At 30.9% G+C, this 15,564-nt stretch carries 12 protein-coding genes; all 12 read left to right on the forward strand.

Annotated elements, in window-relative coordinates; translation table 11 throughout:
- The first annotated feature begins 76 nt into the window (after window positions 1–76).
- The gene (gene hpdB / locus IC173_RS10000) at window positions 77–2,785 is read left to right on the forward strand and encodes a 4-hydroxyphenylacetate decarboxylase large subunit (RefSeq protein ID WP_227434570.1); all 2,709 of its coding nucleotides are present in this window, start codon (window positions 77–79) and stop codon (window positions 2,783–2,785) included.
- A 3-nt stretch (window positions 2,786–2,788) separates the two neighbouring features.
- A complete protein-coding gene (gene hpdC, locus IC173_RS10005; protein ID WP_227434571.1) occupies window positions 2,789–3,046 on the forward strand; it encodes a 4-hydroxyphenylacetate decarboxylase small subunit in 258 nt (85 codons plus the stop codon).
- Window positions 3,039–3,989: a 4-hydroxyphenylacetate decarboxylase activase gene (gene hpdA / locus IC173_RS10010; RefSeq protein ID WP_227434572.1), complete on the forward strand. Its 951-nt coding sequence runs from the start codon at window positions 3,039–3,041 to the stop codon at window positions 3,987–3,989. Before hpdC ends, hpdA begins: the two co-directional genes overlap by 8 nt.
- Before the next feature lie 454 nt (window positions 3,990–4,443).
- Entirely contained in the window at window positions 4,444–5,817 is a 1,374-nt protein-coding gene (locus tag IC173_RS10015; RefSeq protein WP_227483572.1) for a sigma 54-interacting transcriptional regulator, read from the forward strand.
- 228 nt (window positions 5,818–6,045) lie between these two features.
- On the forward strand, window positions 6,046–7,113 hold the full coding sequence (ord, locus tag IC173_RS10020) for a 2,4-diaminopentanoate dehydrogenase (protein ID WP_227434573.1): 1,068 nt from the start codon (window positions 6,046–6,048) through the stop codon (window positions 7,111–7,113).
- 34 nt (window positions 7,114–7,147) lie between these two features.
- Window positions 7,148–7,456, forward strand: coding sequence for a 2-amino-4-oxopentanoate thiolase subunit OrtA (gene ortA, locus IC173_RS10025; RefSeq protein WP_227434574.1), 309 nt, complete (start codon window positions 7,148–7,150; stop codon window positions 7,454–7,456).
- Entirely contained in the window at window positions 7,449–8,879 is a 1,431-nt protein-coding gene (ortB, locus tag IC173_RS10030) for a 2-amino-4-oxopentanoate thiolase subunit OrtB (RefSeq protein ID WP_227855488.1), read from the forward strand. Before ortA ends, ortB begins: the two co-directional genes overlap by 8 nt.
- 77 nt (window positions 8,880–8,956) lie before the next feature.
- Entirely contained in the window at window positions 8,957–9,331 is a 375-nt protein-coding gene (locus IC173_RS10035; protein WP_227434576.1) for an ornithine aminomutase subunit alpha, read from the forward strand.
- Window positions 9,325–11,529, forward strand: coding sequence for a D-ornithine 4,5-aminomutase subunit OraE (gene oraE, locus IC173_RS10040; RefSeq protein WP_227831444.1), 2,205 nt, complete (start codon window positions 9,325–9,327; stop codon window positions 11,527–11,529). The genes IC173_RS10035 and oraE overlap by 7 nt, the downstream gene beginning before the upstream one ends.
- A complete protein-coding gene (locus tag IC173_RS10045) occupies window positions 11,529–12,938 on the forward strand; it encodes a GlmL-related ornithine degradation protein (RefSeq protein ID WP_227831443.1) in 1,410 nt (469 codons plus the stop codon). Before oraE ends, IC173_RS10045 begins: the two co-directional genes overlap by 1 nt.
- Entirely contained in the window at window positions 12,923–13,987 is a 1,065-nt protein-coding gene (orr, locus tag IC173_RS10050) for an ornithine racemase Orr (protein WP_227855489.1), read from the forward strand. Before IC173_RS10045 ends, orr begins: the two co-directional genes overlap by 16 nt.
- Window positions 13,988–14,016: 29 nt before the next feature.
- Window positions 14,017–15,438, forward strand: coding sequence for a Na+/H+ antiporter NhaC (gene nhaC, locus IC173_RS10055; RefSeq protein ID WP_227434580.1), 1,422 nt, complete (start codon window positions 14,017–14,019; stop codon window positions 15,436–15,438).
- The last annotated feature ends 126 nt before the right edge of the window (window positions 15,439–15,564 follow it).

The raw sequence follows: 15,564 nt of genomic DNA on the forward strand, positions 1-15,564 counted from the left end.
AAGTGGGTAATAGACTCTTTTTTTCCCTTCTTAAAAAGTTTTATACTAAGTATAGAAAGTTTAAGGAGGGGAAGAAATGAGTCAAAGTAAAGAAGATAAAATAAGAAGTATTTTAGAAGCAAAAAATATTAAAGCAAATTTTCAAAATCAGGAAAATTTAGATGAACTTAGTGAAAAAAAAGCAAGTAAAAGAGCAGATGATTTATTGAATGTATATTACAATACATTGTCTACAGCTGATATGGAATTTCCATATTGGTACAATAGAGAATATAGAAAATCAGATGGGGATATAGCAGTAGTTAGAAGAGCTAAAGCTCTTAAAGCTGCTTTTTCTCATATGACACCAAATATAATACCTGGTGAGAAGATAGTAATGCAAAAAACACGCCATTATAGAGGTTCTTTCCCAATGCCTTGGGTAAGTGAAAGTTTCTTTGTTGCTCAGGGAGAACAAATGAAAGAAGAAGCAAAGAAATTAGCTAGTAATACAGCAGATGAGCTTACAAAATTTGGTTCTGGTGGAGGAAATGTAACTGAAAGTTTTGGAAATGTTGTTTCAATAGCTGGTAAATTTGGAATGAGAAAAGAAGAAGTACCTGTTCTTGTAAAAATGGCAAAGGAATGGGTTGGAAAATCAGTTGAAGATTTAGGATTTCACTATGAAAAGATGATGCCAGATTATGATTTAAAAGAAAATTTAATGAGTACACTTATATGTATGTTTGATTCAGGATATACACTTCCTCAAGGTAGAGAAGTTATAAACTATTTTTATCCTTTAAATTATGGATTAGATGGAATTATAGAAATGGCAAAAGAATGTAAAAAAGCAGTTGCAGGAAATGCATCTGGAGATGGGCTTATCGGAATGGATCGTCTATATTTTTATGAAGCTGTTATTCAAGTCATTGAAGGGTTACAAGCTTGGATTTTAAACTATGCAAAACATGCAAAATATTTAGAGAGTATAGAAACAGATTTAGAATCAAAAAAAGAATATTCAGATTTAGTAGAGATATTAGAACATATTGCACATAAACAACCTCGTACATTTAGAGAAGCTCTTCAATTGACTTATACAATTCATATAGCATCAGTAAATGAAGATGCTATATCTGGTATGTCTATAGGTCGTTTTGGTCAAATTTTATATCCTTGGTATGAACAGGATATGGAAAAAGGACTAATTACAAAAGAAGAAGTTATTGAATTATTAGAACTTTATAGAATAAAAATCACTTGTATTGACTGTTTTGCTTCAGCAGGTGTAAATGGAGGAGTCTTATCAGGAAATACATTCAATACTTTATCTATAGGTGGGTTAAGAGAAGATGGTTCTACAGGAGCTAATGAATTAGAAGAATTATTATTAGAGGCAAGTATGAGATGTAGAACTCCTCAGCCTAGCTTAACTATGTTATATGATGAAAAACTTCCAGAAGATTTTTTAATGAAAGCTGTTGAATGTACAAAACTTGGTTCTGGTTATCCAGCATGGGTAAACAATTCAAATGGGACAACATTTATGATGAAGCAATTTGCTGATGAAGGAATGACTGTTGAAGAAGCTAGAGCATTTGCATTAGGTGGATGTCTGGAAACATCTCCAGGATGCTGGAAACAACTGACTTTAAATGGAAAGACATATTCTATTGCAGGTGGAGCAGGACAATCTGCTGGTTCTGGAGTTCACTTTATTGCTAATCCTAAAATATTAGAACTTGTTCTTATGAATGGTAAAGACCATCGTATGAATATACAAGTATTTGAACCTCATAATAAGCCATTAGATACTTATGAAGAAGTTGTAGAAGTATTTAAAGACTATTATAAACAAGCAATAAATGTTCTTGAGAGAGCAAATAATATTGAGTTAGATATATGGAGAAAGTTTGATACTTCTATAATAAATTCTCTATTAAAACCAGACTGTTTAGATAAAGGTCAACATATAGGAAATATGGGATATCGTTATAATGCAACATTAAATGTAGAAACTTGTGGAACTGTTACTATGGTTAACTCATTTGCTGCACTTAAAAAACTTGTATATGATGACAAAGCTTTTACAGTTGAAGAAATGAAGGATGCTGTATTAAATAATTTTGGATTTAAAGATGCATTAGAAGTTGGTAATTATTCTATGGCAGACCAAGTAAAAGTGGATAAGACTGGCAAATATGATGCTATTTATAAGGCCTGTCTTGATGCACCTAAATATGGAAACAATGATTTGTATGCAGATATGATTCTTAAAAATTATGAAATATGGCTAGCAAAAGTGTGTGAAGAAGCACAATCTTTATATGCTAAAAAAATGTATCCTTGTCAAATTTCTGTATCTACACATGGACCACAAGGAGCTGCTACTTTAGCTACCCCAGATGGTAGATTAAGTGGAACAACATATTCAGATGGTTCAGTTTCTGCATATGCAGGAACAGATAAAAATGGTGTGTATGCATTATTTGAATCTGCGACTATTTGGGATCAAGCAGTAGTTCAAAATTCTCAAATGAATTTAAAACTTCATCCTACAACTATTAGAGGACAACAAGGAACAAAAAAATTGTTAGATTTAACAAGAAGTTACTTGAGAAAAGGTGGATTCCATATTCAATACAATGTTGTGGACTCAGAAACTTTGAAAGACGCACAAAAAAATCCTGATAATTATCGTCAACTAATGGTACGTGTTGCTGGATTTACTCAATACTGGTGTGAACTAGGTAAACCAATACAAGATGAAGTAATTGCTAGAACAGAGTATGAAGGGGTGTAAAATATGAGAAAACATAGTGATTGTATGAATTTTTGCGCAGTAGATGCGACTAAAGGGATTTGTAGATTATCAAAACAAATGATTAATTTAGATGATGAAGCATGTTCAGAAATAAAAGTAATGCCAAAATGTAAAAATTGTAAAAATTTTGTTGATGCTAATGATGAAGGTATAGGTAAATGTGTTGGGCTAGAGAATGAAGATTGGGTATACTCAACATTAAACGCAATTACTTGTGAAGGGCATGTGTTTAATGAATAGTCAAAGACAATTAGAAGGAATGATTTTTGATATACAAAGCTTTTCAGTTCATGATGGGCCAGGTTGTAGAACAACTGTGTTTTTAAATGGATGTCCACTTAGTTGTAAGTGGTGTGCAAATCCTGAAAGTTGGACTGTTAGACCACATATGATGTTTAGTGAGTTGTCTTGTCAATATGAAAATGGATGTACTGTATGTCATGGTAAATGTAAAAATGGTGCATTGAGTTTTGACCTTGACAATAAGCCAGTCATAGATTGGGGCATATGTAAGAATTGTGAGAGTTTTGAATGTGTCAACTCGTGTTATTATAATGCGTTTAAATTATGTGCAAAGCCCTATACTGTAGAGGAACTTGTAAAGGTGATTAAGCGTGATTCTAATAACTGGAGAAGTAATGGAGGAGTAACATTTAGTGGAGGAGAGCCACTACTTCAACATGAATTTTTACATGAAGTGCTATTAAAATGTCATGAAACAAATGTGCACACTGCTATTGAAACGAGTGCATGTGTTTCGAATGAAATTTTTAATAATATATTTAAGGATATCGACTTTGCATTTATTGATATAAAACATATGGATAGAGAAAAGCATAAGGAACAAACAGGTGTATATAATGATTTAGTATTAGAAAACATATCAAATCTTGTAAACTCTGACTGGGGTGGAAGATTAGTACTTAGAGTACCAGTTATTTCAGGATTTAATGATAGTATAGAAAATATAAATGATATTATATCTTTTATGCATAAAAATAATTTAGTAGAAATCAATCTGTTACCATTTCATAGACTAGGAGAGTCAAAATGGATTCAATTAGGTAAAGAATATGAGTATTCTGATAAAGGAGATGTTGATGAAGAGCATCTTGAAGAATTACAGGACATATTTTTAGATAATGGCATAGCCTGTTATGTTGGGCATGAGACTGCTTTTTAGAAATAAATATCATGAAAATTAAATATTAGTTTGTAGAATGGAGTTATCGCATGAGTAAATTAAATTTGTTCTGTGATAGCTCCTTTTTACGTATCTTAATTAAGTATATTTTAACTTATTTTATATAAAGTTTATACTTTAAGTTAAAAATATGTACGAGAATAAAGGTATAAAAATACTCTTTTTTAGGTAATATTTGAGTATAAATAATATATTTAGAATATTTTTTTTTATAAGGAAATATCAACAAAAGGGAAAATACTAAGAATATAACCCTTACTATTCATGTTTTACTATGTAGTTCATCAAGTATTAATTAAAAATATAATGGACATAAAAAATATCATAAATATGTGATAAGATAAATATATAGAAATATTTTACTTATTTTTGGGTTGTTATATATTTAGGTACTGGGGTGATATAGTTGAACCAAGAAATATTTTTTAAAGTAATGAATGAAATATTGGAAAATATTGATGAAGGGGTACATTTTGTTAATAAAGAAGGGAAAACTATAATCTACAATGATTCTGTACAAAAAATGGAAAAAATGAATAGACATGATGTTTTAACTAATTCATTTTTTGATATAGTCAGCAAAATGAAAATAAATAGAAGTACACTAGTAGAAGTTTTGGAAAAAAGGGAAATTATTAAAGATAATATTCAAAAATATCTAGATAAAAATGGAAAAGAAATAACAGCAATAAATACTACGATACCAATTGATATTAAAGGAGAATTTGTAGGGGCACTTGAAATATCAAAGAATATGACAACTATAGAAAATTTATTAAACAGAAGCTATAAAAAAAATTTAATTAATAAAGTTGACAATAAACAAAAAAAGGGCTATGAATTTGATGATATTTTAGGGGAAAGTAATCTGATTAAAGAGGCAATAACAAAATCTAAGAAAGCTTGTAAGTCTGATGCCTCAGTATTTATATATGGTGAAACTGGGACAGGCAAAGAGCTATTTAGCCAGTCCATTCACTATGGAAGTAATAGAAAAAATTATCCATTTATAGCACAAAATTGTGCAGCTTTACCAGAATCATTATTCGAAGGAATACTATTTGGAACTGCTAAGGGAGGATTTACAGGGGCAATAGACAGGCCGGGTTTATTTGAGCAAGCTAACAAAGGGACATTATTATTGGATGAAATAAACTCCATGCCTATTATGTTACAGGCTAAATTGCTAAGAGTTTTGCAGGAAGGTTATGTAAGAAGAGTTGGAGGGACTAAGGATATACCTGTTGATGTAAGAATTATTGCAACAACAAATGAAAGTCCAAAAGTTATTTTAAATGAGAATAAAATGAGAAAAGATTTATATTATAGGCTTAACATAATAGATATAAAAATTCCTCCTCTTAGAGATAGAAAAGAGGATATATCTGTATTATGCAAAAAATTTATTTCAAAGTATAATAAAAAGTTAAATAAAAAAGTAGTAGGTATTTCAGATGAAGCTATCAGGGTTTTAAAAAATTATGACTGGCAAGGGAACATAAGAGAACTAGAAAACATAATTTATTGTACTATGAGTATGATGGAAAACGAGATACAAATAGAAACAAGCATGATTAATTTAAATGACTATTACAATCTTAAAGAGAATAAAGAGGGGAATACTTATTCTTTAAATGATTTAGAGAATAAGACACTTAATAATGTTCTCAGTGAGATAGAAGAGAAGTATATATATGAATCATTAGAAAAGGCATCATATAATATAACTAAGGCTGCATCAATTTTAGGTATGAATAGGCAAAATTTACAATATAAAATAAAAAAATATAATATTAAAGTCCTATAAAGAAGTAAAATAAAAAAGAAAAATAAAGGCGCAAAATTATTATAAAAGAGCAAATTTTTTTGCTCTTTTTTTATTTCTCAGAAAAAATATTATTTTTTATTTATGAAAATACATAACAAGATAATTATAGTTTCAACGTTCTAATAAATATTTATTTTTGTTTTGAAGTTGGCACGATTCATGCTTTAACTAATAATTAAGAATATAAATTTTTAGGAGGGTGTATATATGAGAAAAGTAAGAGTTGGTATATGGGGATTTGGAGCTATGGGGATAGGCATGGCTAATATGATTTTAAAAAAAGAAGGTATAGAAATAGTATCTGTTTGCAGTAGAAGTACTTCAGGTAAAAGTATGTATGATGTCCTAGGAATTGAAAGAGGAGAAAGAACAGAAGTTATTATCAATGGAAATTATGAAGAAGTTTTTAAAGAAAAAAGTGTAGATGTTGTTTTATTAGCAACTGATTCATTTACTAAAAAGGCTTTTGATAAAATAATGTTCTTATTAAATAGAAAAATAAATGTTATATCAACAGCAGAACAAATGGCATATCCACAAGCTGATGATGCAGACTTGGCTAAGAAAATGGATGAAGTTGCAAAAGAGAATGGAGTAAGTATTCTTGGAACAGGAATCAATCCAGGGTTTGTACTAGATTTACTAGTATTAGCGCTTTCAGGTACTTGTGAAGAAGTTAATAGTATAAAAGCGAAGAGGGTAAATGATTTATCACCATTTGGAAAATCTGTTATGGTAGAACAAGGTGTTGGAGTAACAAAAGAAGAGTTCATAAAAGGTGTAGAAAATAATACTATAGCAGGTCATGTAGGATTTGTAGAATCAATAAATATGATAGCTGATGGATTAGGGTGGAAACTAGATAAGATAGAACAAACAAAAGAACCAATAATGACTACAGTAGATAGAAAATCTAAGTACGGAGAGGCATTGGCTGGAAATGTTGCTGGTTGTAGACAATGTGGATATGGATATGTAAATGGAGACGTTTTAATTGAAATGGAGCATCCACAACAGATAATACCTGAAGCAGAAGGTATTAAAACAGGAGACTATGTATCAATAAAAGGGATACCAAATATTGATTTACAAATAAATCCTGAAATACCTGGAGGGGTAGGTACTTATGCAATGATAGTAAACTCTATTCCATTAATAATAAATGCTAGACCAGGCCTTAAAACTATGTTGGATATACCAGTACCTAGAGCAATAATGGGAGATATAAGAAATCAGATAGAAATTGAGTTAGAAGAAGAGTCAAAAGCAAATTAATAAAATAACAGTTAGCTGATAAGGGGATGAAAAAATGGATGCTAAAATTAATGATTGGGTTATTATACACAATATAGTGTTGACTCCAGAAGAAAGAGCTCCACAAGTTCCAGAGGATACTAAGAAAGTATCCTTAGAAATGTGGGTTAAAGGGTTTATACAAAAGGATGCCTCTATAGGTGATTTAGTAGAAGTTAAAACAATTACGGGTAGACTTGTAAAAGGTAATTTACTTAAAGTAAATCCATATTATACTCATGATTATGGTAAATGTATACCTGAGTTACTCCAAATAGGAATACAGGCTAAAGAAATATTATTTGGAGGTGTATATAATGAATAATGCAGCATCAATGAAAGATATGAGCTATCAAGCTGTCATGGGAAGAAACAATGAAATAATGAAAAACGCAATTGGATTGGATTACTCATCTTTTGAACAAGAAGGAATAGGATTTGACTATGAAAAAATGATGGGTGAAACAGGATATACATTACAAGATATTGAAGCAATTCAATCACAATATGCTGTTGGAAATACTCCTATAATAGAACTTAAAAATTTAACTAAGTTGGCTAGAAGATGTGCTCCAGAAGGTAAAGGTGCTAGAATATTTGTAAAAGATGAAGCAATGAATGCATCTGGTAGTTTTAAAGCAAGAAGAGCAGCTACTGCAGTATATCATGCTAAAAAAATGGGATATAAAGGTGTAATAGCAGCTACTAGTGGTAACTATGGAGCAGCTGTAGCATCTCAGGCAGCAATGCAGGGTTTAAAATGTATAATAGTTCAAGAATGTTATGATTCTAATGGTCTAGGTCAACCTGAGATTATAGAGAAAGCAAGAAAATGTGAGGCATATGGTGCAGAAGTTATTCAATTAACTGTTGGACCAGAATTATTTTATACATTCTTAGTCCTACTAGAAGAAACAAGCTATTTTAACGCATCGTTATATTCACCATTTGGAATTGCAGGTGTAGAAACTTTAGGATATGAGCTAGCTATTCAATTTAGAGAAAAATATAAAAAAGACCCTGATGTAGTTGTTTGTACAAATGCAGGTGGAGGTAATCTCACTGGAACAGCAAGAGGACTAATAAAAGCTGGTTCTCTTAATACAAAAGTAGTTGGAGCAAGTGTTGATTTAAAAGGATTACACATGGCTAGTGATAGTCAATTTAATAAAAAATCATTTACAACAGGACATACAGGTTTTGGTATACCATTCTGTACATGGCCTGATAGGTCAGATGTACCTAGGTCTGCAGCTAGACCACTTAGATATATGGACAGATATGTGTTAGTAAAACAAGGAGAAGTTTTCTATACAACTGAATTATTGGCACAGTTGGAAGGTATAGAAAGAGGACCTGCTGGAAATACATCTTTAGCAGCAGCATTTTCCTTAGCACAAGAATTGGATGAAGATAAAGTTGTAGTAGTACAAGAGACAGAGTATACAGGTGCAGGTAAACACATATGTCCACAGCTTACATTTGCAAAAGAAAATGGAATAGATATAAAATTTGGAAATCCAAGAGAAGAAATTGCAGGAGTAAACTTAATATTACCAGAAAGACCAGAATTATTAAAATGTGTTGATATCGACATAAATAAAATAAGAAAATCATTTATAAAAAATTGTATATCTCATAATGGTATTGATAATGTTAATAGTCTAAGTAATGAAGATATAGAATTTCTAATGAAAGAAGTAAAAAGTTCAAGAGATTTTGTTATTGATACGTTAGATAATTTATAATAATTACTATTTTTTAATTTAACATGAAATGAATAGTTGGAAAATTCACTTAAATTAATATGAATGGGGGAATGTTCATGAAAAAAAGAGAGGATGATTTTGAGGTTAGAAGAAAACATCTTCAGAAATTGAGCGATGATGAGTTAAAAGAAAGATTTTGGAGTTTAGCTGCCCAGATAGTAGAACCAATGATAGACCTTGGCAAAAAGAATACAACGCCATCAATAGAAAGGTCTGTTTTGTTAAGAATGGGATTTTCTTCTCTTGAGGTAAAACCTATTTTAGAAGGTGTTATGGAAAGAGGTCTTATAGGTAAGGGAGCAGGGCATGTAGTTTATAAGCTTGCTAAATCTAAAAATATATCAGTTAGAGAAGCTGGTTTATTATTAGTTAATGGTGAATATTGGGATGAAGTTACATGTTTATTTAGAGAAGGGGTAGAATCATGTTAAAGGAAAATAAAAAATTAGATATAGACTATATATTAAAAGATTTGGATAAATATAAACCAAAAAGAAGAGGTTGGGTTTGGAGAGAACACTTGGAAAATCTTGAAATGGGACCTTTTGAATATAAAGACTGTACAAAACCTTTAAAGAAGAGTGTAGGGTTACCATCATCTAAATATTTTAATAATATAGACCCTCAACCAAGCCCAATTATTACTACTGAAATAGCTTCTGGAAGATTTGAAGATGATATAAGAAGAATGAGGATGGCAGCTCATCATGGTGCTGACCACTTAATGGTCATTAGAACTGCTGGGCAATCACATTTTGACGGACTTATAGAAGGAACCCCTCAAGGTATAGGAGGTGTTCCAATAACAAGAAAACAAGTAAGAGCTCAAAGAAAAGCTCTTGACTTTATAGAAGAAGAAGTTGGTAGACCTATTAATTACCATTCATATGTAAGTGGTGTTGCGGGTCCTGAAGTAGCAGTAATGTTTGCTGAAGAAGGGGTCAATGGAGCACATCAAGACCCACAATATAATGTTCTATATAGAAATATAAACATGGTAAGATCTTTTGTAGATGCTTGTGAAGCTAAGCAAATAATGGCTTTTGCAAATATAGCTCAAATAGATGGAGCACATAATGCTAATGCTACTGCTAGAGAAGCATGGAAGGTAATGCCTGAACTTATGGTTCAACACGCTTTAAATTCTATATTTTCAGAAAAAATAGGAATAGATAAAAGTAATATATGCTTATCAACAGTGCCACCAACAGCCCCTCCAGCACCATGTTTAAGAATAGACTTACCTTATGCTGTTGCACTTAGAGAATTATTTAGTGATTATAAGATGAGAGCTCAAATGAATACTAAATATATGGAATCATCAACTAGAGAAGCAACAGTTACTCATGTATTAAATTTATTAACATCAGTCTTAACTAGAGCTGACATACAATCAACTATAACACCTGACGAAGGTAGAAATGTACCTTGGCATATATACAACATAGAAGCATGTGATACAGCAAAGCAAGCTTTAGTTGGCATGGATGGTCTTATGGATATGATAGAACTTAAGGATGTTGGAGAATTAAGATACAAAGCAAGAGAGCTTAAAGAAAGAGCTGTACTATATATGGAAGAAATCTTTGAAGTTGGAGGATATTTTGAATCAGTAGAACAAGGATTCTTCGTTGACTCAGGAAATTATCCAGAAAGAAATGGTGATGGTATATCTAGAAAAATAAAAGGCGGAGTTGGTGAGGGTACTGTTTATGAAAGAGATAAAGATTATTTAGCACCTGTAACTGCTCACTTTGGATACAATAATGTAGCTCAATATGATGAAAAAGCTATAGATAATCCATCAATATTAATAGATGGATGTACATTTGAAAATCCAAACAAAATAATATATATCGATGAACTTGATGATTTTGATAATGTAGAAAATAGACTAAAAGAATCAGAGGAATACAGAGGTGGAACTAAAATCAAACCTGAAATGGAATGGTGTGCAGATGGAATTGTGATGATAACAATGATGCTTCCTACTGATAAAAGAACAGCTGAGTTTGCAGCATTGGAATTTGTCAAAAAAATGAATTTACAAGAAGTTGAAGTTATAAGTAGAGAAGTTATGCATGAATCCGAAGGCACTAGGATAGAAGTGAAGGGAAGAGTTCCATTTGATATAGATTTAAATGACTTAGTAATACCAGAAGAACCTAAAGTACTAACTGATGAAGAAATAAGAGCAGATATAGAAGAAAAGCCTATGAAAATAGTTTCAGCTACAGTTGGAGAAGACGAACACTCAGTTGGTTTAAGAGAAATAATAGATATAAAACATGGTGGTATTGAAAAATATGGTATAGAATGTCATTACTTGGGAACTTCTGTACCTGTAGAAAAATTAGTAGACGCAGCAATAGAGCTAAATGCAGATGCAATACTTGCATCTACAATAATAAGTCATGATGATATTCATTATAAAAATATGAAGAAATTACACGATTATTGTGTAGAAAAAGGTATAAGAGATAAAGTAATGATTGCTTGTGGAGGAACACAGGTAACACCTGAAATAGCCATTGAACAAGGAATAGATGCTGGATTTGGAAGAAACAGCAAAGGTATACATGTAGCCACTTTCTTAGTTGAAAAAAGAAGAGAAATGAATAATAAATAATGGAGAATAAAAAAGTTTCTTTAAAAATAGATGTGTTGGTAGCTGAAATAGGAAGTACTACCACTGTAGTAAACGCTTTCCATAATATTGATTCTGATAATCCTGTATTTTCGGGTCAAGGTCAGGCTCCAACAACAGTATTTGAAGGTGGCGATGTAAGAAATGGCTTATCGGGTGCTATTAAAGATTTAGCTAATAAATTATCTGTAGATGATATAAAGTATAATGATATGTTTGCAACTTCTAGTGCAGCTGGTGGATTAAAAATGACTGTTCATGGATTAGTGTATGATATGACAGTAAAAGCAGCTAAAGAAGCTGCTCTAGGAGCTGGAGCTGTTATTCGTCAAGTAACATCAGGTAGAATTAAAAGAACTGATTTAAAGAAAATAAAAGAAATAAATCCCAACATAATCTTAATAGCTGGTGGAGTTGACTATGGAGAAAGAGATACAGCTATTTATAATGCTGAAATGATAGCTTCTATGAGTTTAGGTATACCAGTTATATATGCTGGTAATGTTGAAAATCAAGAAGAAGTAAGGTTAATATTTGAAGATACGAATTATAAGCTTTATATAACAGAAAATGTATACCCTAAAATAGATTTATTGAATATAGAACCTACAAGAAAAATCATTCAAGGTGTGTTTGAAGACCACATAACTACAGCGCCAGGAATGAGGTATATCAAAGAAATGGTTAATGAAAATATTACCCCAACTCCAGGGGCTGTAATGGAAGCTTCTAAACTTTTATATAAAAATATTGGAGATTTATTAACTCTAGATGTAGGTGGAGCAACTACTGATGTGCATTCTGTTACATATGGGAGTGACTATATTAATAAAATATTAGTTAATCCTGAACCTGTAGCTAAGAGAAGTGTTGAGGGAGATTTAGGTGTATATGTAAATATGAAAAATATAGTAGAAGTTATAGGCAAAGAAAATTTACAAAATGAATTATCTATAGATATTGATAAAGTAATAGATAATTATCCACCAATACCAAAATCAAAAGAAGAAATATTATTTGTGGAGAGATTGACAAAAGAAGCTGTTATTAAAGCTATGTTAAGGCATTCAGGGAAAATAAGAAATATTTATGGAACAACTGGAAAAACCAAAATTGCAGAAGGAAAAGATTTAACAGAAGTAAGATATATAGTGGGTACAGGGGGAGCACTTACTAGGCTCCCTAGTAGAATTAAAATATTAGATGGTATAACTAAATACAATAAAAATAAAGAATTACTATTTCCAAAGGAAAAAACAAAGATATTGATAGATAATGACTATATTATGGCATCTATAGGGGTTTTATCTAAAAAATACGAAGAAGCATCTCTTAAGCTCCTACTAAAAAGTTTAAACTTCAAGGAGGAAGGACTATGTACCCTAGATTAGAAATAGATATAGAAAAATTAAGACATAATGCTAAAGTAATTTTACAGAGTTGTCATGAAAGAAACATTAAAGTATCTTTCGTAACTAAATCATTTTGTGCACGAAAAGAAATAGTAGAAGCAGTATATAATGAAGGAATAGATCATATAGCAGATTCAAGAATACAAAACTTAAAAAAGTTACAAAATATAAATTTACCTAAAATACTAATTAGAATACCCATGATAAGTGAACTAGAAGAAGTTATCAATTATTGTGATATAAGTTTTAACTCAGAATTAGAAACTATAAAGAAATTAAATGAATTATGTGAAAGTAAAAATATTATTCATAATATAGTTCTTATGTTTGACTTAGGAGATTTACGAGAAGGGTATTTTTATGAAGAAGACCTCTTTAATAGTATAAAAGAGATAGTAAAACTAAAAAATATTAAAATAATTGGTATAGCTACAAACTTAACTTGTTATGGAGCTATTATACCATCTAAAGAAAATACAGGTAGGCTAGTAAGTATAGCTCAAAAGATAGAAGGTAAATTTGGAATAAATCTAGAAATAGTATCAGGAGGTAATTCAAGTTCTATACATTTAATGACAAGTAATAATATGCCAGAAGGTATTAATAATTTGAGAATAGGTGAATCTATTTTACTTGGTAGAGAAACGGCATACGGTAAAAATATAAATGGGACATATCAAGATGTATTCAAATTAATATGTCAAATAGTTGAATGTAAAGAAAAACCATCAGTTCCTATTGGAGAAATAGGAGTTGATGCGTTTAGAAATAAACCTGTTTATGAAGATAAAGGAATCTTAAAAAGGGCAATTATAGCCATAGGTAAACAGGACATAAATATTGACTCTTTAATTCCAATAGACACTGATATAGAGATATTAGGGGCAAGTTCAGACCACATGATATTAGATATAAGTAATACAAAATGTGATTATAAATTAGGCGACAATGTAGATTTTTTATTAACTTATGGAGGTATCATGTCATCTAGTACAAGCGAATATGTTTCAAAGAAAATTATAGTATAGTGTTCAAATAATTAGGAGGAAATTATTTTATGAAAGAGCGAGAATGTAGAAAAGCAAATCTGTTTGATGCAATGATACCAATTACTTGCTTGATATTATTTTTAAGTTTAGGGGTATTAATGTATGGCTCATCACCTCATGTACCACTAATAGGAGCTGCAGCAGTAGCAGGCCTTGTAGCTGTATATAGGCTTGGATTTAAATGGAAAGACCTAGAATTAAGTATGTTTAATAGTATAAAGATGGCAATGCAAGCAATCTTAATCATAATTATAATAGGTGTGCTTATAGGAACTTGGATAGTAAGTGGAGTAGTTCCATGTATGATTTACTGGGGACTAAAAATTTTATCACCAAATATTTTTTTAGTAGCATCCACATTAGTCTGCTCAATAGTGTCTCTTGCAACAGGGTCATCTTGGAGTACAATGGGTACAGTAGGCGTGGCACTTTTAGGAATTGGGCAAAGTTTAGGTATGCCAACTGGATTAATAGTGGGTTCTATAATATCTGGAGCTTACTTTGGAGATAAACTATCACCTTTATCTGAAACGACTAACTTAGCACCAGCAATGGCAGGAACAGATTTGTTTACACATATAAAATATATGTTATATTCAACTATACCATCATTATTAATTTGCCTAGTAATTTATGGTGTAATCGGAATGAAGTATTCAGGTCAAGCATTAGATATAAAACAGATAGAGCTAATTAGGTCTACATTAGATTCTACATTTAATACTTTATCACCAGTATTATTATTAGCTCCAGCAATAGTAATTGGATTGGTTATATTCAAAGTTCCTGCTATACCAGGGCTTATAGTAGGTGCTGTATTAGGAGTATTGTTTGCAGTAGTTTTCCAAGGAGAATCTATGAATGTAATATTAGATGCAGCACAAAATGGATATGTTTCATCAACACAAGTAGAAGAGGTAGATGCTTTATTGTCTAAAGGTGGGATTATGAATATGATGTCTACTGTATCTTTAACAATATGTGCCTTATCTCTTGGAGGTATTTTAGAAAAAACAGGCATGCTTGAAGCAGTAGCTTCTTCTTTACTAAGGTTAGCAAAGGGTGTATTTGGAACAGTATTATGTACAATGGTAACTTGCACAGTTACTAACATAATAGCAGGAGAACAATACTTGTCTATAGTTATACCAGGAAGAATGTATAATAAGGAATATAAAAAGAGAGGTATACATCCTAAGATGTTATCAAGAGCTTTAGAAGATAGTGGAACTTTAAGTTCTCCATTGGTACCATGGAATACATGTGGAGCGTATATAACAGCAACATTAGGTGTATCTGCATTAACGTATGGTCCATATGCATTATTAAATATCATAAATCCATTGGTATCTCTAGCATTAATTGCATGTAAGTTTAAAATAGCAAAAATAGAAGATGAACCTGAAACTTGTTTGAATTTTGATGTTTGATTATAGTATTTGATATATGTTACTTATTATAAAAAATAAAGGCCTAAACTTTGTGTAAATAATAAAGTTTAGGTCTTTATTAACTTTTTCTATAGATTTTAAATAAAAAAGAATGTCAAGCAATCT

Origin of the sequence: Clostridioides sp. ES-S-0048-02 (genome assembly GCF_020658495.1) — a bacterium.
Taxonomy (GTDB): Bacteria; Bacillota; Clostridia; order Peptostreptococcales; family Peptostreptococcaceae; genus Clostridioides.

Excerpts from the sequence above, each read along its gene's own strand:
- hpdB (WP_227434570.1), top strand. The coding sequence starts at position 77 with ATGAGTCAAAGTAAAGAAGATAAAATAAGAAGTATTTTAGAAGCAAAA.
- oraE (WP_227831444.1), top strand. The coding sequence starts at position 9,325 with ATGTTAAAGGAAAATAAAAAATTAGATATAGACTATATATTAAAAGAT.
- nhaC (WP_227434580.1), top strand. The coding sequence starts at position 14,017 with ATGAAAGAGCGAGAATGTAGAAAAGCAAATCTGTTTGATGCAATGATA.
- ortA (WP_227434574.1), top strand. The coding sequence starts at position 7,148 with ATGGATGCTAAAATTAATGATTGGGTTATTATACACAATATAGTGTTG.
- IC173_RS10035 (WP_227434576.1), top strand. The coding sequence starts at position 8,957 with ATGAAAAAAAGAGAGGATGATTTTGAGGTTAGAAGAAAACATCTTCAG.
- hpdA (WP_227434572.1), top strand. The coding sequence starts at position 3,039 with ATGAATAGTCAAAGACAATTAGAAGGAATGATTTTTGATATACAAAGC.
- hpdC (WP_227434571.1), top strand. The coding sequence starts at position 2,789 with ATGAGAAAACATAGTGATTGTATGAATTTTTGCGCAGTAGATGCGACT.
- ortB (WP_227855488.1), top strand. The coding sequence starts at position 7,449 with ATGAATAATGCAGCATCAATGAAAGATATGAGCTATCAAGCTGTCATG.
- IC173_RS10015 (WP_227483572.1), top strand. The coding sequence starts at position 4,444 with ATGAATGAAATATTGGAAAATATTGATGAAGGGGTACATTTTGTTAAT.
- ord (WP_227434573.1), top strand. The coding sequence starts at position 6,046 with ATGAGAAAAGTAAGAGTTGGTATATGGGGATTTGGAGCTATGGGGATA.
- orr (WP_227855489.1), top strand. The coding sequence starts at position 12,923 with ATGTACCCTAGATTAGAAATAGATATAGAAAAATTAAGACATAATGCT.
- IC173_RS10045 (WP_227831443.1), top strand. The coding sequence starts at position 11,529 with ATGGAGAATAAAAAAGTTTCTTTAAAAATAGATGTGTTGGTAGCTGAA.